The sequence below is a fragment of the Paenibacillus chibensis genome (assembly GCF_004001045.1).
Taxonomy (GTDB): domain Bacteria; phylum Bacillota; class Bacilli; order Paenibacillales; family Paenibacillaceae; genus Paenibacillus_AQ; species Paenibacillus_AQ chibensis.
In genome coordinates, this window is the sequence record NZ_BIMK01000024.1 from 82,172 (window position 1) to 108,553 (window position 26,382).

Consider the following 26,382-nt stretch of genomic DNA (forward strand, 5'->3'; position numbering starts at 1 on the left):
CACATCTCTATCATTATACCGCTTATTTGCGGGTTGCAATCATCGATTCTCCGGTCATTTCGGCCGGCTTCGGCAGCTGCATCAGGTCGAGAATGGTCGGAGCCACGTCGGCCAGAATGCCTTCCTCACGCAAAGTCACGTTATCCGCCGTCAGAATGAACGGTACCGGGTTGGTCGTATGCGCGGTAAAAGGTCTTCCCTGCTCGTCAAATACCATGTCGGCGTTTCCGTGGTCCGCGATAATGATCGCTACCCCGCCCTTGGCAATCACGGCATCAACCACTTTACCCATGCATTCGTCCGTCACTTCAACCGCTTTGATTGTCGGCTCCAGCATGCCGGAGTGTCCGACCATGTCCGGATTGGCAAAGTTCAGGATAATCGCGTCATGCTTGTCAGCTTCGATTTCCTTCACGCAAGCATCCGCCACTTCATAAGCGCTCATCTCAGGCTGCAGGTCATACGTTGCGACCTTCGGCGAGTTGATCAGGATGCGCGTTTCGCCCGGAAGCTCCACGTCGCGTCCGCCGCTGAAGAAGAACGTCACATGCGGATATTTTTCGGTTTCGGCGATCCGGAGCTGTTTTTTGCCCTGCTGCACCAGTACTTCACCCAGCGTATTGTCCAGGTTTTTCGGCTCGTAAGCCACAAACCCTTCCACCGTCTCGCTGAAGAGCGTCAGACATACAAAATGCAGGTTTTCAGGGAACTTCGGTCCACGGTCGAAGCCGCGGAAATCCTTGTTCGTGAACACCTGGGACAGCTGAATCGCACGGTCCGGACGGAAGTTCAGGAATACGACGGAGTCGCCGCTTTCCACGAGGGATACCGGCTGGCCGTTCTCGTCAACGATCACGGTAGGCTCCACGAACTCGTCGAATACCGATTTGCTGTAGGATTCCGTTACGGCTTGCAGAGGATCCGTGTATTTCGGCCCGTCGCCGTATACGATCGCGCGGTAGGATTTCTCCACGCGCTCCCAGCGCTTGTCGCGGTCCATGGCATAATAGCGGCCTTGCACGGTCGCGATTTTGCCAACGCCCACTTCCTTAATCTTAGCTTGAAGCTCCTCAATGAACTTCTTGCCGGAGTCTGGAGCAACGTCGCGTCCATCCAGGAAAGCGTGGATGTAAACTTCATCCAGACCTTCTTTTTTGGCGAGATCCAGCATGGCGAACAAATGCTCAATGTGGCTGTGCACGCCGCCGTCAGACAGAAGGCCGTACAGATGAAGCTTTTTGCCGCTGTTTTTCGCGGAACGAACGGCTTCGACCAGCGTGGGGTTGTTGAAAAACTCGCCTTCGCGGATCGACTTCGAGATGCGGGTCAAATCCTGATACACGATACGTCCAGCGCCGATGTTCAAATGGCCCACTTCGGAGTTGCCCATTTGTCCTTCAGGCAGACCTACGGCTTCGCCGCAAGCGGTCAGCGTCGTATGCGGGTATTTCGCCATCAGACGATCGTAGTTCGGCTTCTTGGCTTGGGCAACGGCGTTGCCTTCCACCGTATTGCGCAGACCGAAACCGTCCATGATGATCAGTGCGACAGGTTTAGGTGCGTTCATCTTACTTCGCCCCCTGAACGAGCTGGATGTAGGAAGCCGGCTGCAGGCTGGCACCGCCGACAAGAGCGCCGTCGATGTCGCTTTGTCCCATGTACTCGGTTACGTTCTCAGGCTTCACGCTGCCGCCGTACTGAATGCGCACCTTGCTTGCAACGTCTTCTCCGTACAATCCTTTCACCAGTTCGCGAATGTAGGAAATCACTTCGTTCGCGTCCTGTGCCGTGGAAGATTTTCCGGTTCCGATAGCCCAGATCGGCTCATAAGCAATGACTGCTTGAGCTGCCTGATCGGCGGAAAGTCCTTTGAAAGCTGCTTCCGTCTGCACTTTGCAGACATCTTTCGTTTGACCGGCTTCGCGCTCTTCGAGCTTTTCGCCGACACATACGATCGGGGTCAGTCCATGACGGAATGCCGCATGCATTTTCTTGTTGACGGTCTCGTCGGTTTCCGCAAAATAAGCACGGCGTTCGGAGTGGCCGATGATCACATAGTCCACGCCCAGATCCTTCAGCATTTCGCCGCTGATCTCGCCGGTGTAGGCGCCGTTGTCTTCAAAATGCAGGTTTTGGGCGCCAATTTTGATGGACGTGCCTTTAACGGCTTCAACGAGAGCCGGAAGGTTGGTGAACGGAGCGCAGATGACGCTTTCCACGCCGTCCACTTCCGCTTTGCCCTTCACTTCTTCAATGAATGTCTTGGCTTCCGGAACGGTCTTGAACATTTTCCAGTTGCCAGCAATGATTGGTGTTCTCACACGTTTCAACTCCTTCTCAAGTCAGGGATTTGCCAAAGGCATCCTTCGGCTATCCGCTTACGGATGCCTTTGTGCAAATCCCTTGGTCCTTACAGCAGGTTCACCCGGATTATTTATCGTTGAGGGCTACGACGCCAGGAAGCGCCTTGCCTTCCATGAACTCCAGCGAAGCGCCGCCGCCTGTGGAGATATGATCCATTTTGTCGGCCAGATGGAATTTCTCCGTTGCCGCAGCAGAGTCGCCGCCGCCGATGATGGTGTAGCCTTCCGTTGTTGCGCAGGCTTCAGCCACTTCACGCGTACCATTGGAGAAAGGATCGATTTCGAATACGCCCATCGGTCCGTTCCATACGATCAGCTTGGAGTTCTTGATGACTTCGGCATATTTGGCGCGTGTTTTCGGTCCGATGTCCACGCCTTCCCATTTGTCAGGGATGTTGCCCACTTCGACGATATCTACGTTTGCGTCTGCTTTGAAGTCATCCGCAATGACGATGTCGACCGGAAGCAGGAAGTTTTTGCCGAGATCCTTTGCTTTTTGAATAAATCCGAGCGCTACGTCCAGTTTATCATTATCGCACAGGGACAAGCCAATTTCATATCCTTGCGCCTTCATGAAGGTGTAAGACAGACCGCCGCCGATCAGCACGTTGTCCGCGATGTTCAGCAGGTTGTCGATCACGTCGATTTTATCTTTAACTTTCGATCCGCCGATGATGGCTGTAAAAGGACGCTCCGGATTGGAAAGGGCTTTGCCCAGGACGGACAATTCCTTCTCCATGAGCAGACCGGATACGGCCGGCAGGAAATGAGCGATGCCTTCTGTGGAAGCATGGGCGCGGTGAGCAGCGCCGAACGCGTCGTTGACGAACAAGTCCGCAAGCTCTGCAAATTGCTTCGCCAGCTCCGGATCGTTCTTCTCTTCGCCCGGGTAGAAACGCACGTTTTCAAGCAACAGCACGTCGCCGTTTTGCATTTTCGCGATTTCGGCTTTTACAGCCTCGCCTACCGCTTCGTCCGCTTTTACAACCGGTTTGCCGAGCAGCTGGGACAGACGCTCAGCCGCAGGCGTCAGACGCATGGAGTCCACGAATTGTCCTTTTGGACGGCCCATGTGGCTCGCCAAAATAACCTTCGCGCCATGCTCGATCAAGTAATTGATCGTTGGCAGCGTTTCGCGGATCCGTGTATCGTCAGTGATTTTGCCGTCTTCCAAAGGCACGTTGAAATCCACGCGCACAAATACGCGTTTGCCGTTTACTTCCACGTCACGTACAGACTTTTTGTTCATTGTTCGTTCCTCCGACCCGTTTTTTATTTTTATCAGGAATCCAGGGGTAACAGTTATAGAATGAACTAAAGAAAGTCATGCTCCGAACACCTATCTGCCCGCAAAGCCTTTAGTTCAATCCATAATAAGTATCGGGATTTTTGCAATCCTCATATGTGATATCTATCTATCCAAACTCTCCGTATTCTCTATCCAAATCCACTTGTCTTCTATGCAAAATACCTCAGTATTTATAAAGAGCGGAAACAAAAGGTTCTGTTTCCGCTCCATATGTTCGTTAAACGGCGCCGTTATTACTTAGCCAGTTTAGCGAAGTATTCCAATGTGCGAACCAATTGAGCTGTGTAGGACATTTCGTTGTCGTACCAAGCAACGGTTTTAACGAGCTGTTTGTCGCCAACAGTCAGCACTTTTGTTTGAGTTGCGTCGAAGAGGGAACCGAACGTAATTCCCTTGATATCGGAAGATACGATTTCGTCTTCTGTGTAGCCGTAAGTTTCTGGATCGGAAGCTGCTTTCATAGCTGCGTTCACTTCGTCAGCTGTTACTTTTTTGTCCAGAACCGTTACGAGCTCAGTCAGGGAACCTGTTGGTACAGGCACACGCTGAGCTGCGCCGTCGAGTTTGCCTTGCAGTTCTGGGATAACCAGACCGATGGCTTTAGCAGCACCTGTTGTGTTAGGAATGATGTTTTCAGCAGCTGCACGAGCGCGGCGGAAGTCGCCTTTTGGATGTGGAGCATCCAAAGTGTTTTGGTCGCCAGTGTAAGCATGGATTGTAGTCATCAGGCCTTCTACGATGCCGAACTTGTCGTTCAATGTTTTAGCCATTGGTGCGAGGCAGTTCGTTGTGCAAGAAGCGCCGGAGATTACTGTTTCAGTTCCGTCCAGAGTTTCATGGTTAACGTTGTAAACGATCGTTTTCATGTCGCCTGTTGCCGGAGCGGAGATAACCACTTTCTTAGCTCCGCCTTTCAGGTGAAGCTCAGCTTTTTCTTTCGTTGTGAAGAAGCCTGTGCACTCCAGAACGATGTCAACGCCGAGGTCTCCCCAAGGAAGCTCTTCAGGGTTGCGGTTCGCCAGAACCTTCACTTCTTTGCCGTTCACTTTGAAGAATCCGTCATGAACTTCAACTTCTCCGTCGAATTTACCTTGCGTTGTATCATATTTAAGCAAATGAGCCAACATTTTAGCATCAGTCAAGTCGTTGATTGCTACAACTTCGATACCTTCCACATTTTGAATGCGGCGGAAAGCGAGTCGTCCGATACGTCCGAAACCGTTAATGCCTACTTTTACACTCATTGAATAGTCCTCCTAGAATTTCGTTTTTTTTGAGGATTTCGCGAAGCTTATTCAGCCGGCAAAATCCAGTATTTATTCAAAACAGGCAGTTACACCTGTATTGATAACTCGTTTACGCATGGGATTGTTCATCAATCTGCCTGCAGATCTCCGTAGCGGCCGCTTCATCCGTGACGAGAATGTTCTCGTGCCCGAATTTGAGCACCGAATGGATCGCAGTCGCCTTGTCTTTCCCGCCGGCGATGCCGATCACGATCTCCGTCCTCATAATGTCCTCCAGCCGGAGCCCCAGTGTGATCATGCGATGAACGACTTCTCCCTTTTCATTGAAGTAGTAGCCAAAAGATTCGGCCACCGCTCCTTCTTTCTGAATCTCCTTCGAGGAGGATGGATCCAGGTTTCTTCGGCGGGTCATCTCCATGGCGTCCCCGATGCCGTGCATAATAATGCGGCACTGGCGGATCACCTGCACAATTTCCTGAATGTTGCGGTCCTGAACAAGCGACTGGTAAGCGTCGTCGCTCAGCAGATCCGGCACATGAAGGAGCCGGTACTGTGCGCCTAAGCGCTTCGCCATTGTTGAGGCAATCGTGTTGGCCTGGAATTCCACGCTTTCGCCAAGTCCGCCCCGCGCCGGTACGAACCAGCTGTTCTTCATCGGCATGGAGCCTTGCGGATTTAACTCTTCCGCAACCGCAGCCAGGGTCGAACCGCCTGTAACAGCTACCGTCCCTGCCTGATTCATGACGCCCAGCAGCGCTTTGGCCCCGGCACGTCCGAGATCCCGTTTGGTCAGCGGCGAGGAATCGCTATCGCCCGGCACCACGACGACCTTTTGCAGGCCGTATGCTAGACGGATCTTCTCGCCGAGCTCGTTCAGTCCGAACAGCTCCTTGGCCATCGGTCCCATCTCTTCCAGCAGCGCGCGTCCCGCTTCACTGATCCTCATGCCGGAGCTCTCGATCTCAATGAGGCCCTGGGCTTTCAATAGATCCGTCTCCGCGCGCAGCACACGCTCCGTCATATGAAGGGATGCCGCCAGCGTGCGCCGGCCGATCAGCTCCGAGAGCATAATCTGATGAAGAATGGTGTACCTTGTCTTGAGAATGTCCATGAGATCAGGCAGAAGCTGCTTTTGTATCTCTAATATTTTCCGCATTGCTTTCCACTCCTGCAACTTCAGCTTCTCTCTGACTCCTTGGCCTTAAAATGTCCCGGGTTAACGTTTTAAGTCCCACTTACATTCTACTCAATTTTCACGCCTGTTGCAAGTAGTCCATCGACTATCTTTCACATTAATCTTTCCTCTTATACAGGCGTACAAGCCTAGGAAGCCGAACACCGCTTCGCGCAAGGACTTGAACGGAAATCACGAATTCACCACTTGCAATCTTCTGCGATATGTCATATAATCATTTTTGCTGTAAGTTACGCATACAGAGTGTTGGTTGCATCGTGCGCCCGTGGTCCAATGGATATGACGTAGGCCTCCGGAGCCTGAGATCGAGGTTCAATTCCTCGCGGGCGCGCCATTATAACGACCAAAACTTCTACCCTATGTTTAACCAGCACAACAAAAGCCAATCATCGGCTATTTTTTTTACCCATGAGTTTGACTTTCTTTGACTTTTTGTTTGAAATTGTTTATCATGTGGTTAATACGGTAACAGTATGAATAGAATGATTACATTTGATCCATGAATAGGGAGGTTTTCCACGTGAGTTATGTACCTATGGTCGTTGAACAAAGCAACCGCGGCGAGCGCGCGTACGACATTTATTCCAGACTCTTGAAAGACCGCATTATTTTCCTGGGTTCCGATGTCAACGACGTGGTTGCCAATTCGATTATTGCCCAGCTGCTGTTCCTGGCTGCCGAAGACCCTGAAAAGGATATTCACCTCTACATCAACAGCCCGGGCGGCTCGATCACAGCCGGTATGGCGATTTACGATACAATGCAGTACATCAAGCCTGACGTGTCTACCATCTGCGTGGGTCTCGCGGCTTCCATGGGCGCATTCCTGCTCAATGCGGGCGCCAAAGGCAAGCGCTATGGCCTGCCGAACAGCGAAATCATGATCCACCAGCCGCTGGGCGGTGCCCAAGGTCAGGCAACGGATATCGAAATCCGCGCCCGCCGCATTCTCAAAATGCGCGATACCTTGAACCGCATCCTGTCAGAACGTACAGGCCAGCCGCTGGAGCGCATCGAGAAGGATACCGACCGCGACTACTTCATGAGCGCAAAAGACGCTGCGGAATACGGACTGATCGATAAAGTGCTGGAGCATCCTCCGGTACAAGGCGTCTAATCAGATCAATATACATGACCCGAAAAACAGGGATTTTTCCCCGGTGGATCCGCTAGCGGACTACCCGGGGGGGTCCCTGTTTTTGTGCTTTCCCGGGCCCTGTATGGGGTGTGAGCGCTACCACAAATCATGATTGTCAAAGGCTTGACCACATCAATATATTGATGTAAAATTCTAAATACCCGCTAAATGTCATCTACATATTGATTCGAACGGCATATTCTATATATACCAGAATCTTGTATAAACACCGGTCAATCCGGTGTTATTTTACGCCCGTAAACGCGGCAGAGAACTTATTCAGGAGTGATGGATCATGCTTATCGTCTATGATTCCAAGACCGGCAATGTTAAACGGTTTATCAACAAACTGAACATGCGAGCCATTCCGATCGAAGAACAAGAGCAGGTCAACGAACCTTACGTGCTCGTTACTTATACAACAGGATTCGGACAAGTGCCTGAAAAGGTGCAGACGTTCCTCTCCAAGAACAACCGGCTCCTCCGGGGCGTGTCGGCGAGCGGCAACCGGAACTGGGGGCCTCGTTTCGCCAAAAGCGCGGATACGATATCGGAGATGTACCACGTTCCGGTCATCACCAAGTTCGAGCTATCGGGAACGGCGCTGGATATGGAGACTTTTAAAGAAAGGGTGCGAACCATTGAAGCATATTGAACTAAATAACGAGATCATGCAGCGCGGAGCCGATGGGTATTTTCAGCTCGAGAAGGACAAAGAGGCGGTTGCCGCTTTTATGGAGGAAGTGGAGCGCGATACAATGAAGTTCGGCTCCCTGCGCGAGAAGCTGGACTACCTCATTAGCAACGATTATTACGAGAACGTTTTTGAACATTATACTTACGATGAAGTCGAATCCGTATTCCACCTCACGGCAAGCAGCGACTTCCAGTTCCAGTCCTACATGGCGATCTCGAAGTTCTACAAGGATTACGCGATGAGAACCAATGACAAGAAGCAGTACCTGGAGCAGTACCCGGACCGTGTCGCTATCGTGGCCCTGTATCTGGGCGAAGGAAACATCGATAGAGCGCTTCGCATCGCGGAGGCGATGATCGATCAGCGCCTGCAGCCTGCGACCCCCACCTTCCTCAATGCCGGCAAAAGCCGCCGCGGCGAGCTGGTGTCCTGCTTCCTGCTGGAGATGGACGATTCGCTGAACTCGATCAACTACGTGCTCGGCACCTGCATGCAGCTGTCCAAAATCGGCGGTGGCGTTGCCGTCAATCTATCCAAGCTGCGCGGACGCGGCGAGCCGATCAAAGGCGTAGCCGGTGCGGCTAAAGGCATCATGCCCGTGCTGAAGCTCATGGAAGACGCCTTCTCTTATGCCGACCAGATGGGCCAGCGAAAGGGCTCCGGCGCCGGGTATTACAACATCTTCGGCTGGGACGTCATCGAGTTCCTCGATTCGAAGAAAATCAACGCCGACGAGAAGCTCCGCATCAAGACGCTGTCGATCGGACTGATCGTGCCGAACAAATTTTACGAGCTGGCCGCGCAAAACAAGCCGCTTGTCGTTTTCGGCCCTTACTCGGTGTACAAAGCGTACGGCAAGCATCTGGATGACCTGGACATGGACGAAATGTACGACGAGCTGCTCGCCAATGACGCGGTTACGAAAAAAACCGTCATGAGCGCCCGCGACATGCTGACGAAAATCGCCTCTATCCAGCTCGAGTCCGGTTACCCGTACATCGTGAACAAATCGAACGCGAACCGGGTTCATGCGCTCAAAGATATCGGACAGATCAAAATGTCCAACCTGTGCACGGAAATCTTCCAGCTCCAAGAGACCTCGGAGATCAACGACTACGGCGTCGACGACGTCATTCGCCGGGATATCAGCTGCAACCTGGCCTCGTTGAATATTGTCAACGTGATGGAGCAAGGCAAAATCAAGGAATCCGTCCGCGTCGGCATCGAGGCGCTTACCGTGGTCAGCGACCTCTCCCGTGTGGAGAACGCACCGGGTGTACGCCGCGCCAACAAGGAACTGCATTCCGTGGGCCTTGGTGCCATGAACCTGAACGGCTACCTGGCGAAGAACAAAATCGCGTACGAAAGCGCCGAAGCGCGCGAGTTCGCGGGCACGTTCTTCATGATGATGAACTACTACTCCCTGGAGCAGAGCATGGAAATCGCACGCGAACGCGGCGAAACGTTCCGGGATTTCGAGAATTCCGAGTATGCGAAGGGCACGTATTTCGACCGCTATCTCGAAAAGGACTTCCGCCCGCAATCGGAACGCGTGAAGCAGCTGTTTGAAGGCATCGAGATCCCGTCGCCCGAAGATTGGGCGCAGCTTAAGGCGCTTGTGCAGCAGCATGGCTTGTACCACGCCTACCGTCTGGCCATCGCGCCGACGCAGAGCATCTCGTACATTCAGAACGCGACATCCAGCGTCATGCCGATCGTCGAGCATATCGAGACGCGCACCTACGCGAACTCGACGACGTATTACCCGATGCCGTTCCTGAGCGCCGAGACGCAGTGGTTCTACAAATCGGCCTACAATATCGACCAGTTCCGCCTGATCGACATGATCGCGGAAATTCAGCAGCATGTGGATCAAGGCATCTCGACCGTGCTGCACGTCAACAGCACCGTATCGACCCGGGAGCTGTCCCGTTTCTACATTTACGCCGCCCAGAAAGGGCTGAAATCCCTGTACTACACCCGGACGAAAAAATTGTCCATCGAAGAGTGCACCAGCTGCGCCGTCTAAATTCGAATATTACGCAAGGCGACGGCGGGGGCTTGATCAGCCCCTGTCGCCTTCTTCTATAAAAGGAGTTATGGCCCTGATGAAAGCAGTAAACTGGAACCGGCCCGACGATGATTTCACGCTCATGTTCTGGCAGCAGAACATCATGCAATTTTGGACCGACGATGAAATTCCCCTGTCCGACGATAAAATGGACTGGATCAAGATGACCGACGAGGAGCGTACTACCTACAAGCATGTGCTTGGCGGACTGACGCTGCTGGATACGCTGCAAGGCGGCGTCGGCATGCCGAAAATCCTGGAGCATGTGGAAGGCCTGCAGCGCAAAGCCGTGCTGGGTTTCATGTCGATGATGGAACAAATCCACGCCAAGTCGTACAGCAGCATTTTCACGACACTTGCTTCGACCGAGGAGATCGACGCCATTTTCCGCTGGGTTGAAGAAAACGAGCAGCTGCAGTTCAAAGCCGGCAGCATCGAATCCTGGTACGCGAACATACGAACGAAGCGTGATCTTTACAAAGCGATGGCCGCCTCCGTCTTTCTGGAGAGCTATCTGTTCTACAGCGGCTTCTTCTATCCGCTCTACCTGGCCGGCCAAGGCAAAATGACCAGCAGCGGCGAGATCATCGACCTGATCATCCGCGACGAGAGCATCCACGGCGTGTACGTGGGCACGCTGGCCCAGGAGCTGTTCCAGGAATTCTCCTTCGAGGAGCAGGAAGAGCTGCGCCGCGAGCTGTACGAGCTGCTCGAGACGCTGTATCAGAACGAGGTGAAATATACGGATGACCTGTACAGCCCGATCGGACTGCAGGAGGAAGTGAAAGCCTATGTCCGCTATAACGCCAACAAAGCGCTGATGAACCTCGGCTTCGAGCCTCATTTCCCGGAAGAGCCGATCAACCCGATCGTCTTCAACGGCATCAGCACGCATACCAAGCAGCATGACTTTTTCTCCAAAAAAGGGAACGGATACGTCCGCGCGATCAATATCGAGCCGCTGTCCGATGACGACTTTATTTTTGACGTATAAAGCTGACAAGCATGCAAAAGGAGCCCCGGTTGATGACCGGAAGCTCCTTTTTTTTGATGCGCTTAGCTTATTTGTAATCGGCGAACGGATTGGTTCCTTTCGGAAGCAGATCGCCGAAGCTGATCGTGTACGTTGGAAGTCCTGCTGCGTATGGCGCAATCTCGTACTGCTGATAGAAGATGGTGATGCCGCCTTCGCTGACGTAGAAGCCTGGCGTCTCCGAAAGTCCGGCTCCTTTTTCGTCAAAGGTCACTTTCTTCGTTTTTTGCTTCAAGATCGCATCGAGCTTCTGTTTATAATCCGGTGCGGCCTTGAGCACATCGGCCAGGCCCAGCTGCTTGCCGTCCTTCAGGGAGAAGGTCATGCCGTCTCGGAAAGTACCGCCATGAGCACCGCCCGTGTAGCCGTACTTGTCGGTTACCACGCTGAGGATGCCCTCGCGGTTGTAGGTAACGGCAAAGCTTTGAATGAATTCATACATATGCTCGACCTTGCCGTCTCTGTGGCTCGCCTGCTCTTCACTATCCGCAGCGAAGGCTTCCGCATCATCCTTAAAGACTTTGTTGATCTTGGATTGCACGTCATCCGGCAGTCCGCTTACCTGCGGGTAATGAATCACGATGCTCGCATTTTTGTTGCTCTTGGTCAGCGTTTCATTCGAAATGTTAATGCTGTTCATCGTCTGTTTGCTGATATCGAGCGACTTGAGCGAAGGATTCCATACGCCCTTAAAGCCCATGAAATCATTCAGCACCTTGAAGGGCACATACAAATGCCCGTTGATGTTCTTGGATTCGTATACGTCCACGGCGTTAGCGCCGTAGTCCCCGTAATTATAAATATAATAGCCGTTCAGGTTCGACGTAACGCCGTATTCCGAAACTTCGAGACTCAGCTTGGCTGTTCCGCTCCCCAGGGTGTAGGTTTTGGTTCCCGGATTGTAGTTCAGCGGCAGCCCCAGCGAATCGCGCAGAACCGTCACCGGAATCATCGTAATTCCGTTGACGATTTTCCCCTGCTGCGTCAGCGTTGTTCCATTATATTTAAGCACCACGGACGGCTGCACGGCCTGCTTGACTGCCGGCTTGGCGGCAGCCGCATGTGCCAGCGTCCCTCCGGTTACATTCGCTCCACCCAAAATCACGCCCGCTGCCAGCACGGCCGCGCTCCATTTCATCGTCTTCTTCATTGTCAAAATCCCCTCTCTCCAAAGATTGCTACATATGCTAGTCATACGAATGATTACTGAATTTATCCACTTCCTGATTATACAAGGCACCGAAACCGATTTGATGACAAACACGGTTACAGTATTGTCGTATACAAGCGGAAAAAGTATAAATCTGTTCATCATTTTTCCATTTCGTCCGCAAAAGCCATCCCTCATCGCCCTTTATCGAAAAGCGGCAAAGGGATCTGTTCCTGCAGGCAGCAATTCATGAAACGGTACCTTGTAGGTTTCGATGCCTTTGGCAAACGAATCGGGACCGGTATCGCTGAAATACAGCTGCAGGCCTGCGCCGGAAATATAGAATTGGAGAGAGTTCGCTTGAAGATCCTGCTGATTCATGCCCTTATCCTCGCGGATTTGCTGTGCCAGCAGCGCATACAGCTTTTCTTGACCTCCGCTTCCTTGCGGGAGCAGATCATCCAGGCTGAGCAGACGCCCATCCTTCAGGGAAAAGGTCAGCGCTTCCCGCTGCACGGGATCCTCGCCGCCGGTATACGTATTTTGATCGACCAGGACGCTGAGCACGCCGTCTTGATTATAGGTTACGGCAAAGTTCGCGTTATAGCTGTACGGGAACGGCACCAGCTCCGGATTGCGGTTCGCGGACCGTTCGGTCCCTTCTGCGGCAAACGCATCGGCTCTGCGCTTGAATTCCTCGTTGATTCTCTGCTGCACCTCTCCGTCAGCCAATCCCGTAATCTGAGGATAACGAATCAGCATCTCCAGATCATCGGTTGTGCGGGTCAGTGTCCCGGTCGTAACCCGGATGGGATTCACGGCTCTTTTCTCTAGCAGCAGCGACTGATTCACGGCATCATAGCTGCCCTGAAAGCCCAGTACGTCATTGAGAAGACTAAAGGGCACATAGAGTCTGCCCTGAATGTTCAAAGCATTGTAATCCGAATAGGCGCCTCCCATATAAAAGTGATTGACGCTCGTCACCACGCCGTATTCCGATGTAGCCAGATTCAGTTGGCTTACGCCATTCCCTACATTATAAGTAAATGTCCTGTTGTCGTAAGTCATCGGATACCCGGCGGCATCCCGCAAAAAGGTGACGGGAACCATCGTTCTCCCCCCGACCAGCAGCCCTTTCTGCGGCAGCGGCTCACCCTCGAAGGATAAGCTGACCTGAGGCAACCGGGCGAATTCCAGCTGCTTGGCAGGAGCCTCTGCGGCAGGGGCATCAGACGCCTGCACAGCGCCTGCACCGCCAATCAACAGGCTGGACGACATCAAAACCGAACTCCACTTCATCCATAATTTCATGTAATCTAGCTCTCTCCCATTCTCATTGAAAATACGCGCTAAGGAATATTACCCTCATTTGCAGGTATTCATATCCTAAACGATATAAAAGAGAGAAGCGTAACAACAAAATGACAGCGGAATTCGGTTCGTGATGATCGCTTATTTATTCCTAGGACGTCTATTATAGCCCTTCTCATCATAAGGCTGGAGCTTTTCCATCCATGCCTTCTCCATCTGCGCCACTTTGTCCGCATAAATTTTCTGCTGCTTCAAATCATGGGCTGCCTGCGGATCCGGCTCCAGCTCCTCGAGTATTTCAAAAGCAAAAGCATCCTCGCCAAGCGTCTTCCAGTCTTTTTGCAGGGCAGGACTTACATGATAATCCGATGAAAGCTTTGCTTTCTGGCTGTTAAAGGCCCCGGGCAGGTTGGTGCTGCTCGTCACGTATATTTTGCCGCTTTGCTTGTTGCGGATTTGAAACACGCCCATCGGACGCGGCGTATTCATATATTCTTCCACCAATTCTTTTCGTCTCTGGTTCTTCATATCGTTGTTCCCCTTTCTGTTCACATCGGACTGCTTCACCCAGTATTCGCTGCCATCGGGCATGCGGTCCAAAAATCCGTATTCAATCAAAAGTCTTCTCAGCGTAACGTAATCCGCATATCGCGCTTCAAGCAGTCCGTTCACTTCGGATTCGGAATACTTCCGTCCTGCCTCAAATTCCCCTGCCAAATGGCGCAAAACAGCAACACGGCGCTTCTCCTGCTTGGGAAGAGATTTCAAAGGACCGTACAGCCCATCCGCAAAATACTTGCCCAGGATCTGAGCATTTTCTTCATTCGAAATGGAAAGACGCTCGCCCAGCTTTCCCGGCAGCTTCGCTTGCGCCGCCCGGGTGGCAGTACCAGCCGGCTGACGCGCAGCCGTTTTCCCGCCTTCCTCCATCAGTTCCATCACCGCCAAAAACAGTTTGGCCTGCTTCACCTTCTCGCGCAGCATAAAACGATGGTTACGAATGGTGGATGTGCTGCCCCCGTCGATTTCCGCAATAATATCCTGATCGCTTACGCCCTGATGAAACCATCCGATCAGCGTCCGCTGCAAGTCCGTCAGGCCGGTCAGTTTTTTATCCAGGCTGAGCAGGTAGCTGAGCATGGAGCCATGTTCCGCTTCAATGTGGCGGCGCATCGCCTTCTCCGCTTCCAGGAACAGCGTGCCCTCCGGATAAACAAATCCCTTCTCCGTTTGATAGCCGCAGATTAGGCAGGTATAGGTTTCAAGGCCGGGATCCTCTACATATCCGCGTTTCAGATCAGGAATACCGGCATGTAGCAGTTGTTCAGACACGGTGTCCAACATTAAACATCCCCTCATAAAATTTATTATATATTAGACATATTATATTATTGTCTATTTATTATCAAGCGTTTCATCCTGAACGCCAAAAAATCCCCCTTCCTATAAGGAAAGGGGATTTCGTAACGACTCGCCTCTTCATTGGACAAAAAGATGACTACCGTCCGCTCTTCAGTTCGGTCCAGTAACGGTCGTACACCTGAAGGGTCGAACCGACGTCGCCGAGCCATTCGGTACGCTTCATTTCGTCTTCGGTTAGATTGATCATATGGTTGTTGCGGTATGCTTCACTGTGATATGGCATCGCCTTCGCGTTCGGATCGCTGTATCCGACCGTCTCATAGTTTTTGGCGCTTACCTGCGGATCCAGCATGTAGTTGATGAACTTTTCAGCCAGTTCCTTGTTTTTGGCGCCTTTGGGAATCGCGTAGTTGTCAGAGAAGATCGTCGAGCCTTCTTTTGGAACCACGTATTCAATATCCGGGTTGTCTTTGACGATAAAAGCAGCGTCTCCTGACCATACGGTGCCGATCCAGCCTTCTTCCTGAATCATTTTCTGCTTGATCGTATCGGTGTCAAAAGCGAGCACGCTTGGCAGCAGCTTCTTCAGATCATCCACGGCGGACTTGATCTCGCCTTCATTCGTGGAGCTGTTGGAATGTCCCTGTTTTTTCAAAGCCATGCCGATGACTTCGCGGTTATCGTCCAGCAGCAGCACTTTGCCCTTATAGGCAGGGTTCCACAGGTCTTCCCAGCTGTCGATCTTGTCTTTGACATACTTTTTATTGTAGGCAATGCCGGTCACGCCGGACATGTATACGATGGAATATTTATTGCCCGGATCATAGGCCGGATTTTTCAGCGATTCCTGAATGTTCGCAAAGTTCGGGATATTGTTCATATCCAGCGGCTCCAGCAGCTGGTTCTTGATCATCGTAGCCACCATGTAATCGGAAGGCTGAATCAGATCATAACCGCCTCCGCCTGCCTTGATCTTGGCGAGCAGGTCCTCATTGTTTGCATAGTTGTCGTACGTAATATCGACGTTGTATTTGTTTTCGAAATCCTTCAGTACATCCTCGTCAAAATTATCCGCCCAGCTGTAAATATGAAGCGTCTCCTTGGAGGAGCAGCCCCCCAAAGATGTCAATGACAATGCAGCAATAGCCCCTGCCAGCACCAAGCCGGCGATATCCTTTCTTTTCACAGTTACATATCTCCTCTCTTTCCGTTACTCCATTTTTTTGGGATTTGCTTGTAGCTTGTATTCTTAGCTAAACCGTCTTGATTTGCATCATGCCAACATGCATTGGCTCTTAAATCGGCAGCATTTTATGCTTCTTCTGCCCTTTGCCGCGGTTCAGGAAGAACTGTGCCAGCAGGATCAGCGTCACGCTCACCAGAATCAGCAGCGTACACAGCGCGTTGATCTCCGGCGAAATGCCCCGCTTCACTTGGCCGTAAATATAGATCGGCAGCGTCGTCGAGCTTGGTCCTGCCACGAAGAAGCTGACCATGAAATCGTCTAGTGACATCGTGAAAGCGATCAAGGCCCCCGAAATGATGCCCGGAGAAATTTGCGGCAGTGTTACATGTCGGAACGTCTGCCAGCGGCTCGCGCCCAGATCCGACGCAGCCTCTTCGAGCTGGCGGCCCATGCCGGCCAGCCGTGCGGTGACGACCACGTATACGTAAGACATGCTGAACGTGATATGAGCGATAATTACCGTGGCTTTACCCAGGGGAATATGCATCTGGTTAAACAGCACAAGCAGCGACAGGCCCATGATAATATCCGGAATGATGACCGGCAGATACATCAGCCCGTTCATGCCGCCCTTGAATCGCTTGCCCAAATTCCGCAGCGACAAGGCGGCAAGCGTTCCGAGCAGCGTAGCCACGATCGTAGAGATCACGGCTACCGTCAGGCTGTTCGCGAGCGCCTCCATCACATGCCGGTCTTTAAACAGCGAGATATACCAATCGAACGTGAAGCCCTTCCAGTCTCCGCTGAGTCTCGTGTTATTGAAGGAGTAGACGACAATAAGCAGAATCGGCACGTAGATAAAGATCATCAGCAGTAGCGAGTGGATGCCCAAAAGGGGATGACTTTTCTTCTTCATGCGCGGCCCTCCTTCACACGATCAGCCTTGGACTGCATCGCACGGTTAAACAGCAGTATCAAGATGAGCGACGTAATGACGAAAATAACGGACAGCGCCGAGCCGAACGGCCAGTTGCGCGCCCCCTGAAACTGCGACTGGATCACGTTGCTGATCATCATCGACTTCGCTCCGCCCAGAATGTCCGTGACCACGAACATCCCCGTCGTCGACACATAGACCAGCACGCAGCCGGTCATGATGCCGGATTTGCTCTGGGGCAGCGTAATATGGCGGAACGCCTTCCAGCGCGAGGCGCCCAGGTCGCTCGCCGCATCCAGCAGCCTTTTGTCCATCTGCTCCAGTGCCACGTAGATCGGCAGCACCATGAACGGAATAAAGTTGTAGACCATGCCGAGCAGTACCGCTCCTTTGGTATACAGCATTTGGACCGGGTCCTGGATCCAGCCGAAATGCAGCAGCAGGGTATTCACCACGCCCTGTGTCCGCAGCAAAAGCACCCAGGCATAGGTGCGGATCAGGAAGTTGATCCAGAACGGAATCGTAATCAGCACAAGGCCCCAGGTCTGAATCTTCGGCGAGGCATTGGCAATATAATACGCCAGCGGATAGCTGACAAGCAGGCAGATCGCCGTCGTCACCACCGACAGCACGAGCGTATCCCAGTAGATGCCGAGATACAGCGAGTCAAAAAAGGTTTTGTAGCCGGTCAGGCTGAACCCAAAGACAACATTGCCCAGCGTGTCGCGATTCATGAAAGAAATGACCACGACAATGACCATCGGAATCAGAAGGAATATCGCCATCCACAGCAGCACGGGTAACATCAAAAATTTCGATTTTCTCATGCCCCGATGATCACCTCGTCCTTCGGACTCCAGTTCACCCCGATCTTCTCACCGATTTGCCACGGTCTTTCATCCGTAAAATCAAGCGCGATGGTCACGTTCATCGGCTCGTTGTCGAGATGAACCGTCAGCTTGTGCACGTTGCCCAGATACAGCACATCCTGAATGACTCCCGTCGCACGCGCGCCATCCAGCTCGCGCACCGGCCGGAGCTTCTCCGGACGAACGGCAAAAAGCCCTTCGGCGGACGAGAAAATGTTATTCTCTCCCACAAAGGTCGCGGCAAACAGAGTCTTAGGCGTTGCATAGATTTCTCGCGGCGTGCCTACCTGCTCAACCTTTCCATTATTCATAATGACGATCCGGTCGGACAGCATCATCGCTTCCTCCTGATCATGCGTTACATATACGAAGGTAATCCCAAGCGAACGCTGCAGATGCTTGAGCTCCGATTGCAGGTTTTTGCGAAGCTGCAGATCCAGCGCGCCAAGCGGCTCGTCCAGCAAAAGCACCTTCGGCTTATTCGCGATCGCCCGCGCAATAGCTACGCGCTGCTGCTGTCCGCCCGAAAGCTGATGCGGATAACGCTGCGTCAGCGCCGTAAGCTGGGTCATCCCCACCGCTTCCTCAATCCGTTTCTTTTGCTCCGCCTTCGGCAGCTTTTTCATCTTCAGCCCGAAAGCGATATTCTCTTCAACAGTCATATGCGGGAAGAGCGCGTAATGCTGAAACACAAGGTTCAAATCCCGCTGGTTTGGCGGCAGATTCGTCACCTTCTGCCCTGCTAATACCACGTCGCCATGGGTTGGCGTCTCAAAGCCGGCAATCATCCGTAGTATGGTCGTCTTACCACAGCCGCTTGGACCGAGCAGAGTCAGGAATTCTCCCTCTTCGATGTTCAGTGACAGCGGATGCACGACCACTTGTCCTTCAAATTGTTTTTCAATCTGGACAAGATCAATCATATGCATCAACCCCCTATCAAGTGCTTCCATATTGGTAACCATGTTTTTTCGCGAAAACTTCCCTTTACGAGAAAAAAACGTCTTTCGACGCATGTCCACCACAGGCCGGGTCCATCCGAACGTTTCCGCGATGCTATAAAGTCAGCATGTTAAGAAAAAAAGCCATATCCATTGGTATGGCTTACCAGGCTCAAAATGATTCAATTTTCATCATATGTTATCGTTATTTCCCGGAAATAAATCTTGCAAGTACAAAAATTCGCATATTCACTATAACGTTTTTTCCCCCCGGGTACAACACCTTTCTGTGGGATTCGACAGGAAAAAGCCGCCATGCTCCCGGCAGAGCGACAATGCACTCCGGGATCAGGCGGCTTTATTGGAACTGCCGGGCCTATTTCAGTTCATATTGAACGCTGAGCTGAGTCGATACTTTCACTTCGCCAGGAGCTACCGACGTGGAGCTTCCAGAGTCAGCCATCGAAGCAGATTCCATTTTCGCCTGTGCGAAAATCACCGGATTGCTCACATCGGCTTGGCTTACAACCAGAACTGCGCCGAGCTGGCGTTTAGCGGCTTTGGCAATCGCTCCAGCCTTGAGGTCGGCATTGGCCATCGCCTTCGCAATCACTTGTTCTTCAAATTGATCGCGGTTTTCAACCGAGAAGCTCACGTTATCAATGTTGTTGGCACCTGCACTCGACGCATCATCGAGCAGCTTGCCGACTTTGGACAGATCGCGATAAGCGACCTGAAGGGTATGATGGGCTGTATAGCCTGTCACCTTTTGGCCATCTTTATCGTTGTACGTGTAATTCGGCTGCACGTAGAACGATACGCTTTGGATGTCCTTATCCGCGATTTTCCACGTGTTTTTCAGCAGATCGGTAATTTTCTGGATTTTTTCTGCATTCGCCTTTTGGGCGCTTTGTGCCGTACTGGCTTGCGTATCCACGCCGATGGACAGGTAAGCGATATCCGGCTTGACGGAAATCTCGCCTTTACCGACCACGTTCACTACGTTACGCTGCACATCCTGATCGGCATAGGCGGTTGACATACCCGAAATACCGCTTACACCAGCACCTCCAACCAATAAAGCTCCCGCGATCAGCACGGATCCGACTGGCTTGATCCACTTGTTCATTTCATTGACCTCCTCTAATATGAAGCAGTTTTCCCAAATAGGCGAGGGTACAGAAGCGGAAGGCCGACATTCTCACTTTCGCCTGTTTTGTCTACTAGACGTAGAGGAGTGGTAAATGTTGCAGATATGCGTAATTTTTTCTACCCAATTATTATCAAGTTAATGCCTGCAGATTGTCTTGGGCTTTTTTAATCCCCTGCAGACTGTTCTCGTTGTTGCCCAGCAGCGACTGTAATGTCGCAGATAGCTCCTGAAGCGTAGCTGACGTCTGCTCGTTGACCGATGCGAGATGCGCCGTCGAATCGTCGATGGAACCCGAGAATGCGGCGATCTCGCGGATGTTGCCCAGATATCCGTTTGAAATGGACAGCAGTTCTCCTACGGATTTTTTAATCAAATTAAAGGCCTCGAACGTTTCCTCTGTGAGCACGCTGCTCTTCTGCATCCGCTCGGCCACCTGGCCCATCCGTTGAATGGTCTCATTCATCAGGCCGGAGAAGCTGTTCATTTCCGATGAAATCTGTTCCGCCGAGCCTGAAGCCACCTCTGCGAGCTTGCGGATTTCCTTGGCCACGACGGCAAAGCCCTGCCCATGCTCACCCGCCCGTACCGCCTCGATACTGGCATTGAGCGACAACAGGTTGGTCTGGTTCGCGATTTCCTGAATCGTCTGGCTGAACTGCGTCGTGCGCTCCACCCGTTCCGTCAAGCTTTGGATGTCCGTAGCCATGGCGTCAATCTGCTGTTTAAAGTCCGTGATCGCATGGTTCAGCATCTCTACCTTATCCTTGCCCGTTTCCGAAAGACGGCTCGCGTCATCCGTCTGCTCCAGCAGCGTTTCCGTCGAGCTCGACATCTGCTGCACCATGGCATTCATCTGCTTGACCGACTCGTTGATCGCATACGTTGAATCCGCCAGTGCAGAGGAACCGCCGGAGATTTCCTGAAATGCGACGTTCATCTGCTCGAAGGAGGCCATATTATCCTCGACGCCATGGGTAATTTCCTTCATGTTCCCGGTGATCAGCACCACGTTTTGCAGCAGGCGATCCTTCTGTGCCTTCTGCTCCAGCATCAGCTGATCGCTGTGCTCGCGGGCCAGATTCATTTTCTTCATCAGCGTATTGGTCACTCTCAGCAGCAGGAATACCATGACAGCGACGATCACAACCATCAGGACGGCACTCGTCTTGTCCTCCTTGCTCAAGGATATGCCGTTATCGGAAGCAACCAGATAGATCGTGATGAACAGCGAGAAAAGTATCGTTATCGAAGTCAGTACAAGCTGAAGCGAGATCAGCGCCAGCACGATCAAATAGTAGACCGAAAATAGGCTGGAAAGACTCGGATACAGAAAAATCTGAAGCGCGATTGTGACGGCCATGCTCATGACCGCGAGATAAGCGATTCGGCGTATGTATTTTTTCCGAACATGGAAATAAACGAATGACACTAGAGCGATCAGATCGATCAGGAACGAAAGATTGGGCAAGCTGAATATGTTGCTGAATTGTACCGTCGTAACGGCAAACAACGTGGATATGATGACCGCGGCCATCAATATTTTGTTTCTTCCAATGATGTCTCTTTCCTCGAGGGATCGTGTCTCTACTACGTTTACTCCCTCGCCCGTGGCATGAAGACCCACCTTATTTCTCAATATGCCCATACATGGTGACCCCTTTGTCGGTTTTTTCGCACACAAATAACAGCAGCCTGCTTGAAGGCAGCTATAGTATGATATCGGCTTCCGAGGGAGTTTTTGTAAGATACTTTTCCGTCACAGGGAGGGGAAAAATGAAAAAACAGCCTTCTCTTCTCCATGAAGAAAGGGCTGCTCTTGAATATTTCCGAAAGGTTCGTTCCCTTCGGCAGAGTATGAATCAACCGTATTATTGGTTCTCGAGTTCTTCCTTACCCACCAGACTGACTAAAGCGGTTACAGCCTGATCTGCGTCCGCTCCTTCGGCGCTGATGATGACTTCCGTCCCCGAACTGATTGCAAGGCTCATAATTCCCATGATACTCTTGGCATTCACTTTTTTATCATCTTTTTCCACGAAAATTTCAGACGAGTATTTATTCGCTTCTTGGACGAACAACGCTGCCGGTCTGGCATGAAGACCCGTTTTCAAGCGGACAACTACCGGATGCTTTGTCATGGAAACCTTACCCCCTAATTAAGAAATCTGCATAGCTCTCATACCATATTTGGTAACATTATAACATTATAACATGAACGACACTAGAAGAAAAAACTAGCCGTTCCGAATCTTCTCAGCCAGCTCGTCAATTTTACGGAGCCGGTGGTTGACGCCGGATTTGCTGACGGTTCCCTTCAGGAGCTCGCCGACCTCTTTCAGGTTCATATCCGGATGGGCCAGACGGATTTCGGCAACCTCGCGCAGCTTGTCTGGGAGATTATCAAGCCCCAATTCCTTCTGCAGCAGTTTGATGTTGTCGATCTGCCGGACGGCCGCCCCGATCGTCTTGTTCAGATTCGCCGTTTCGCAGTTGACGATCCGGTTCACGGAATTGCGCATGTCGCGCATGATCCGTACATCCTCGAACTTGAACAGCGCTTGATGCGCCCCGATCAGGCTCAGGAATTCGATGATTTTCTCGCCTTCCTTGATGTAAAGAATGAATCCCTTCTTCCGTTCGATCAACCGCGCGTTGAGCTGAAACTCATTCGCCAGATCCACCAGCGCCTGGCAGTGTTCTTCGTACATGGAGGAGATCTCCATATGATACGAGGAGCCTTCCGGATTGTTCACCGAACCCCCGGCCATGAATGCCCCGCGCAGGTAAGCCCGCTTGCAGCAGTTTTTCTTCACCAGGTCTGGGTCGATATCTGCCCGGAACAAAAAGCCTTCCGAGACAATCTTCAGCTCTTTCAGTATTTCCTGAACACGTGCCGGAATACGGACGATGTAAACATTATTTTTTTTCAAACGCATTTTTTTGCGGACCAGCAGCTCGGTGTGAGCTTGAAAATGCTTCTTGATCAGCGTATAAATGCGTCTGGCAATCGCTGCGTTCTCGGTGGATATATCCAAAATGACCTTCTTGTTGGAAAGCTGGACCGCCCCGTTCATCCGGATCAGGGCCGATAATTCGGCCTTTTCGCAGCAAGCGTCTGCCTCGATCATGGTCAACTCTTTTTTGGTCAGCGCCGCAAATGACACGGGACTCTCACCTCTTTCGTAAAATCCAATCTTGAACCAGCTGGTAAATATGATGGCTCAGCTTGTCGGCATCATGCCGCAGATACGTCCGGAAAAGCACCAGCGTGTCGGCAATGACCTTGTATCCGAGGTTGGTTACCTCTTCGTAGTCCAGTTCGACCGGCTTGGCGCCCTTTTCGGCGTATTTGTCCTGCACCTGCGGCGGGATATCGCCGCTGTTCACAATGACATAGTCAAACAAGTGCTTGCCGATATGATCATAAATAGCCTGGAGATGATCGCTGACGGTATATCCGTCCGTTTCTCCCGGCTGTGTCATGACGTTGCAGACAAAGATTTTGATCGCTTCGGAAGCCATAACGGCTTCAGCCAGCTTGGGAACGAGCAAATTCGGCAGAATACTGGTATACAAGCTGCCCGGGCCAATGAGGATCGCATCCGCCTCTTCAATGGCGGCGACAGCCTCCGGCAGCGGCTCCACTTCGGACCGCTCCAGGAAAACCCGCTTGATGCGCAGGCCTGCTTCGGGAATTTTGGATTCGCCGGTCACGATCGACCCGTCCTCCATCTCCGCCGACAGCACAACGGCTTCGCCTGCGGCTGGCAGCACGCGCCCCCGGACCGCAAATACGCGGCTTAATTCCCGCACTGCCGTGACAAAGTCACCGCTGATGTCAGTCAGCGCAGCCAAAATCAGGTTGCCGAGACTATGTCCGGCCAGACCCGCGCCTGTGCTGAATCGGTATCTCATCATCTCCGACATCAAAGGCTCCACGTCGGCCAGCGCCGTTAGAACGTTGCGGATATCGCCTGGAGGCGGCATCTGCAGTTCGCTCCGCAGAATGCCTGAGCTGCCCCCATCATCAGCCACCGTAACGATGGCTGTGATGTCCAGCGGCATTTCCTTCAAGCCCCGCAGCATGACAGACAAGCCCGTGCCTCCGCCCATAACCACGATACGCGGACGCTCTCTTTTCTGTTCAGCCACTCTCATCACTTCCACTCTCATTAATGCCGATCACGTTCAGAATCCCGGTGGCTGACCGAAACCGATTCTGTTTCACTGGCCCCCAGCATTTTGCCCAAATATTCGGCGATCGCGACCGAGCGGTGCTTTCCGCCCGTACATCCGATGCCGATGATCACTTGGCTCTTGCCTTCCTTCCGGTACTGCGGAATGAGAAAATGCAGCATATCCAGCAGCTTGGTCAGGAAGGCCTGGGTTTCCGGCCATTTCATGACATAATCGTAGACTTCGCTGTCCTGACCGGTCCGCGGCCGCAGATTCTCCACATAGTGGGGATTCGGCAGGAACCGGACGTCGAATACCAGGTCGGCATCAATCGGAATCCCGTATTTAAAGCCGAATGAGGTGATATTGACCGACAGCGTGTTGCTCTCCAGATGGGAGAACCGCGAAATGATTTTATCCTTAAGCTGTCCCGGCTTCATGCTGCTCGTATCCAGCACGACGGTTGCGGAGCTTTTCAGCTCCTCCAGCATTTTGCGCTCCAGCCGGATGCCGTCCAGCGGCATGCCCTCCGGCGCGAGCGGATGCCGGCGCCGGCTTTCCTTATACCGCTGCACCAGCACGGAATCGGTCGCTTCCAGAAACAGAATTTCGCAATGGATCGTAAAATGATCTTTTATATAATTTAAGGATTCCGATAAAGCGGTAAAAAATTCACGACCGCGCAGGTCAATGACCAGCGCTACCTTCGCGATTTTGCCCTTGGATTGTTCAATCAGTTCAGCAAATTTCGGAATCAGCACCGGAGGCAGGTTATCCACGCAGAAAAAACCGAGATCCTCCAAGCTTCGTACCGCTAACGTCTTTCCAGCCCCTGACATGCCTGTGATGATAATCAGGGTGGCCATGGCCGACGCAGTATTGTCACCGTCCAGCATCAGCTTTCCCTCCCTTGGTATGGTATTCAGAAAGCGAAAAAACGGGCCGCAAAACCTTCAAAAACTTCCTCCACCGCCCGCTGTATATCTAAGGATTGCATAACAGCCTTGAGCTGCACCCGCGCTTTTCTAGGAACGAAGCAAAAGTCCGGCTGCGCCGACGATACCGGCGTCGTTGCCGAGCTGTGCAGGCAGGATGCTCACGCCTTTTTGCAGCGGCTCCGGTGTCAGCTTGGCGAATACCTCGCGCACCTCGTTAAACAGGATATCGCCTGCTTTCGATACGCCGCCGCCAATAATGAACACTTCAGGATTCAGCGCGGCAGCGACAGCCGCCATCGATTTGCCCAGATAGAAAGCTGCGCGCTTCACGATGCGCTGGGCCACTTCATCGCCTGCTTTCGCCGCATCGAAGACTTCCTTCGCTGCAATATGCGTTTCGAGCGCCAGGGATGTGCGGTCGCCGCGTTCCACGGCATCCTTCGCCATCCGGATGATGCCCGTCGCCGAGGAAACGGTCTCCAGGCAGCCCATTTTGCCGCAGCCGCATTGGATCGCTTCGAGGTCCGGCACAACCGAAATATGGCCAAGCTCGCCCGCCAGTCCGGAGAAGCCCTGATAAATCTTGCCGTTGATGATGATGCCTCCGCCGACCCCTGTGCCGAGCGTGTAGCATACGCAGTTTTCGACTCCGCGTCCAGCCCCGCTCCAGGCTTCACCCAGCGCGGCCACATTCGCATCGTTGTCTATTTTAATAGGCTTGCCGATTTTCTCCTCCAAAATGGCGCGGATCGGCACATCACGGAAACCTACGTTTGGTGCGAAAATAATGATTCCCTCGCGGACATTGGTAAAACCGGCAACGCCGGCTCCCACACCGGCCAACTGATCCCAGCTGTATGGGGACTGGTCAACAATATGCCGAACATACTTCTCGATATTATTGACGACTACGTCAACGCCTTTTTCCGTTTCTGTGGGTCCTTCATACGTTTGAATAAGCTGTCCTGCTTGATTGCAGATGCCGACCTTGATCGATGTTCCGCCTAAATCGACACCAACGTAGATTTGCTCAGACATGTTACAAGCCACCTTTTTTCCTCAATAATAGTTTGCTCCTACTGTACCAACTATAATTGAAGCCTTTCTATCGGTCAAGAGATGTGAGAACCGTCACAATCCCCCGAGAGTGCCCATACAACGGGCTTGGTCAGGTTTATGAAGATTTCGTGAAACAGTCCGTTTGCCCTACCCTCAAACCCCAAACAAATGACACCTGTCATATGGTTTTCATGACATCGTACACTAACTTGCCCGGGACGGCGCAGCTAGAATGGAAACAACAGGA

At 52.2% G+C, this 26,382-nt stretch carries 23 protein-coding genes and 1 tRNA gene; 5 read left to right on the plus strand and 19 right to left on the minus strand.

Translation table 11 applies throughout. The features are described 5' to 3' along the window. Nucleotides 1-22: 22 nt before the first annotated feature. From gpmI to PCH05_RS18555, 5 genes are all read right to left on the minus strand, one after another. Entirely contained in the window at nucleotides 23-1,567 is a 1,545-nt protein-coding gene (gene gpmI / locus PCH05_RS18535; RefSeq protein WP_127604583.1) for a 2,3-bisphosphoglycerate-independent phosphoglycerate mutase, read from the minus strand. 1 nt (nucleotide 1,568) lies between these two features. After that, the gene (gene tpiA, locus PCH05_RS18540; RefSeq protein ID WP_127604585.1) at nucleotides 1,569-2,321 is read right to left on the minus strand and encodes a triose-phosphate isomerase; all 753 of its coding nucleotides are present in this window, start codon (nucleotides 2,319-2,321) and stop codon (nucleotides 1,569-1,571) included. A 109-nt stretch (nucleotides 2,322-2,430) separates the two neighbouring features. Then, nucleotides 2,431-3,612 carry a phosphoglycerate kinase gene (locus tag PCH05_RS18545; protein ID WP_127604587.1) on the minus strand — a complete coding sequence of 394 codons (1,182 nt, stop codon included), beginning with the start codon at nucleotides 3,610-3,612 and terminating at the stop codon, nucleotides 2,431-2,433. 293 nt (nucleotides 3,613-3,905) lie between these two features. Then, nucleotides 3,906-4,916, minus strand: coding sequence for a type I glyceraldehyde-3-phosphate dehydrogenase (gene gap, locus PCH05_RS18550; RefSeq protein ID WP_127604589.1), 1,011 nt, complete (start codon nucleotides 4,914-4,916; stop codon nucleotides 3,906-3,908). A gap of 112 nt (nucleotides 4,917-5,028) precedes the next feature. Beyond that, nucleotides 5,029-6,075, minus strand: coding sequence for a sugar-binding transcriptional regulator (locus PCH05_RS18555; RefSeq protein WP_127604591.1), 1,047 nt, complete (start codon nucleotides 6,073-6,075; stop codon nucleotides 5,029-5,031). 298 nt (nucleotides 6,076-6,373) lie between these two features. Here PCH05_RS18555 and PCH05_RS18560 point away from each other — a divergent pair. From PCH05_RS18560 to nrdF, 5 genes are all read left to right on the plus strand, one after another. Beyond that, nucleotides 6,374-6,448: transfer RNA gene (locus PCH05_RS18560), tRNA-Arg, on the plus strand. A 186-nt stretch (nucleotides 6,449-6,634) separates the two neighbouring features. Beyond that, a complete protein-coding gene (gene clpP, locus PCH05_RS18565; RefSeq protein ID WP_127604593.1) occupies nucleotides 6,635-7,231 on the plus strand; it encodes an ATP-dependent Clp endopeptidase proteolytic subunit ClpP in 597 nt (198 codons plus the stop codon). A 316-nt stretch (nucleotides 7,232-7,547) separates the two neighbouring features. Further along, on the plus strand, nucleotides 7,548-7,907 hold the full coding sequence (gene nrdI / locus PCH05_RS18570; RefSeq protein WP_127604595.1) for a class Ib ribonucleoside-diphosphate reductase assembly flavoprotein NrdI: 360 nt from the start codon (nucleotides 7,548-7,550) through the stop codon (nucleotides 7,905-7,907). Beyond that, a complete protein-coding gene (gene nrdE / locus PCH05_RS18575; protein ID WP_127604597.1) occupies nucleotides 7,894-9,978 on the plus strand; it encodes a class 1b ribonucleoside-diphosphate reductase subunit alpha in 2,085 nt (694 codons plus the stop codon). The genes nrdI and nrdE overlap by 14 nt, the downstream gene beginning before the upstream one ends. 70 nt (nucleotides 9,979-10,048) lie before the next feature. Further along, entirely contained in the window at nucleotides 10,049-11,014 is a 966-nt protein-coding gene (gene nrdF / locus PCH05_RS18580; RefSeq protein WP_127604599.1) for a class 1b ribonucleoside-diphosphate reductase subunit beta, read from the plus strand. Between the two features lie 67 nt (nucleotides 11,015-11,081). Here the strand turns inward: nrdF and PCH05_RS18585 are convergent, their stop codons facing one another. The 14 genes from PCH05_RS18585 to PCH05_RS18650 form a co-directional block, all read right to left on the minus strand. Next, nucleotides 11,082-12,203, minus strand: a complete 1,122-nt coding sequence (locus tag PCH05_RS18585) for a PdaC/SigV domain-containing protein (RefSeq protein ID WP_164766712.1) — start codon at nucleotides 12,201-12,203, stop codon at nucleotides 11,082-11,084. Between the two features lie 204 nt (nucleotides 12,204-12,407). Next, nucleotides 12,408-13,514 (minus strand): PdaC/SigV domain-containing protein, encoded by a 1,107-nt coding sequence (locus tag PCH05_RS18590; protein ID WP_127604603.1) that lies wholly within the window; start codon nucleotides 13,512-13,514, stop codon nucleotides 12,408-12,410. Nucleotides 13,515-13,655: 141 nt separating this feature from the next. Next, nucleotides 13,656-14,846, minus strand: coding sequence for a DUF2087 domain-containing protein (locus PCH05_RS18595; protein ID WP_164766713.1), 1,191 nt, complete (start codon nucleotides 14,844-14,846; stop codon nucleotides 13,656-13,658). 166 nt (nucleotides 14,847-15,012) lie between these two features. Further along, entirely contained in the window at nucleotides 15,013-16,062 is a 1,050-nt protein-coding gene (locus tag PCH05_RS18600; RefSeq protein WP_127604607.1) for an ABC transporter substrate-binding protein, read from the minus strand. A 109-nt stretch (nucleotides 16,063-16,171) separates the two neighbouring features. Next, nucleotides 16,172-16,978, minus strand: coding sequence for an ABC transporter permease (locus PCH05_RS18605; protein WP_127604609.1), 807 nt, complete (start codon nucleotides 16,976-16,978; stop codon nucleotides 16,172-16,174). Next, nucleotides 16,975-17,826, minus strand: coding sequence for an ABC transporter permease (locus PCH05_RS18610; protein WP_127604610.1), 852 nt, complete (start codon nucleotides 17,824-17,826; stop codon nucleotides 16,975-16,977). The genes PCH05_RS18605 and PCH05_RS18610 overlap by 4 nt, the downstream gene beginning before the upstream one ends. Continuing rightward, nucleotides 17,823-18,797 (minus strand): ABC transporter ATP-binding protein, encoded by a 975-nt coding sequence (locus tag PCH05_RS18615; RefSeq protein WP_127604677.1) that lies wholly within the window; start codon nucleotides 18,795-18,797, stop codon nucleotides 17,823-17,825. Before PCH05_RS18615 ends, PCH05_RS18610 begins: the two co-directional genes overlap by 4 nt. Nucleotides 18,798-19,185: 388 nt before the next feature. Then, nucleotides 19,186-19,938, minus strand: a complete 753-nt coding sequence (locus PCH05_RS18620; protein WP_127604612.1) for an SIMPL domain-containing protein — start codon at nucleotides 19,936-19,938, stop codon at nucleotides 19,186-19,188. A 154-nt stretch (nucleotides 19,939-20,092) separates the two neighbouring features. Then, a complete protein-coding gene (locus tag PCH05_RS18625) occupies nucleotides 20,093-21,607 on the minus strand; it encodes a methyl-accepting chemotaxis protein (protein WP_127604614.1) in 1,515 nt (504 codons plus the stop codon). A gap of 223 nt (nucleotides 21,608-21,830) precedes the next feature. Continuing rightward, nucleotides 21,831-22,100: an HPr family phosphocarrier protein gene (locus PCH05_RS18630; protein ID WP_127604616.1), complete on the minus strand. Its 270-nt coding sequence runs from the start codon at nucleotides 22,098-22,100 to the stop codon at nucleotides 21,831-21,833. A 96-nt stretch (nucleotides 22,101-22,196) separates the two neighbouring features. Continuing rightward, nucleotides 22,197-23,126 carry a DNA-binding protein WhiA gene (gene whiA, locus PCH05_RS18635; RefSeq protein WP_127604618.1) on the minus strand — a complete coding sequence of 310 codons (930 nt, stop codon included), beginning with the start codon at nucleotides 23,124-23,126 and terminating at the stop codon, nucleotides 22,197-22,199. Nucleotides 23,127-23,133: 7 nt separating this feature from the next. Then, on the minus strand, nucleotides 23,134-24,120 hold the full coding sequence (gene mgfK / locus PCH05_RS18640) for a gluconeogenesis morphogenetic factor MgfK (RefSeq protein WP_127604620.1): 987 nt from the start codon (nucleotides 24,118-24,120) through the stop codon (nucleotides 23,134-23,136). A gap of 14 nt (nucleotides 24,121-24,134) precedes the next feature. Then, the gene (rapZ, locus tag PCH05_RS18645; RefSeq protein WP_127604622.1) at nucleotides 24,135-25,034 is read right to left on the minus strand and encodes an RNase adapter RapZ; all 900 of its coding nucleotides are present in this window, start codon (nucleotides 25,032-25,034) and stop codon (nucleotides 24,135-24,137) included. A gap of 129 nt (nucleotides 25,035-25,163) precedes the next feature. After that, nucleotides 25,164-26,114 carry an ROK family glucokinase gene (locus PCH05_RS18650; RefSeq protein ID WP_127604624.1) on the minus strand — a complete coding sequence of 317 codons (951 nt, stop codon included), beginning with the start codon at nucleotides 26,112-26,114 and terminating at the stop codon, nucleotides 25,164-25,166. Nucleotides 26,115-26,382: the final 268 nt, after the last annotated feature.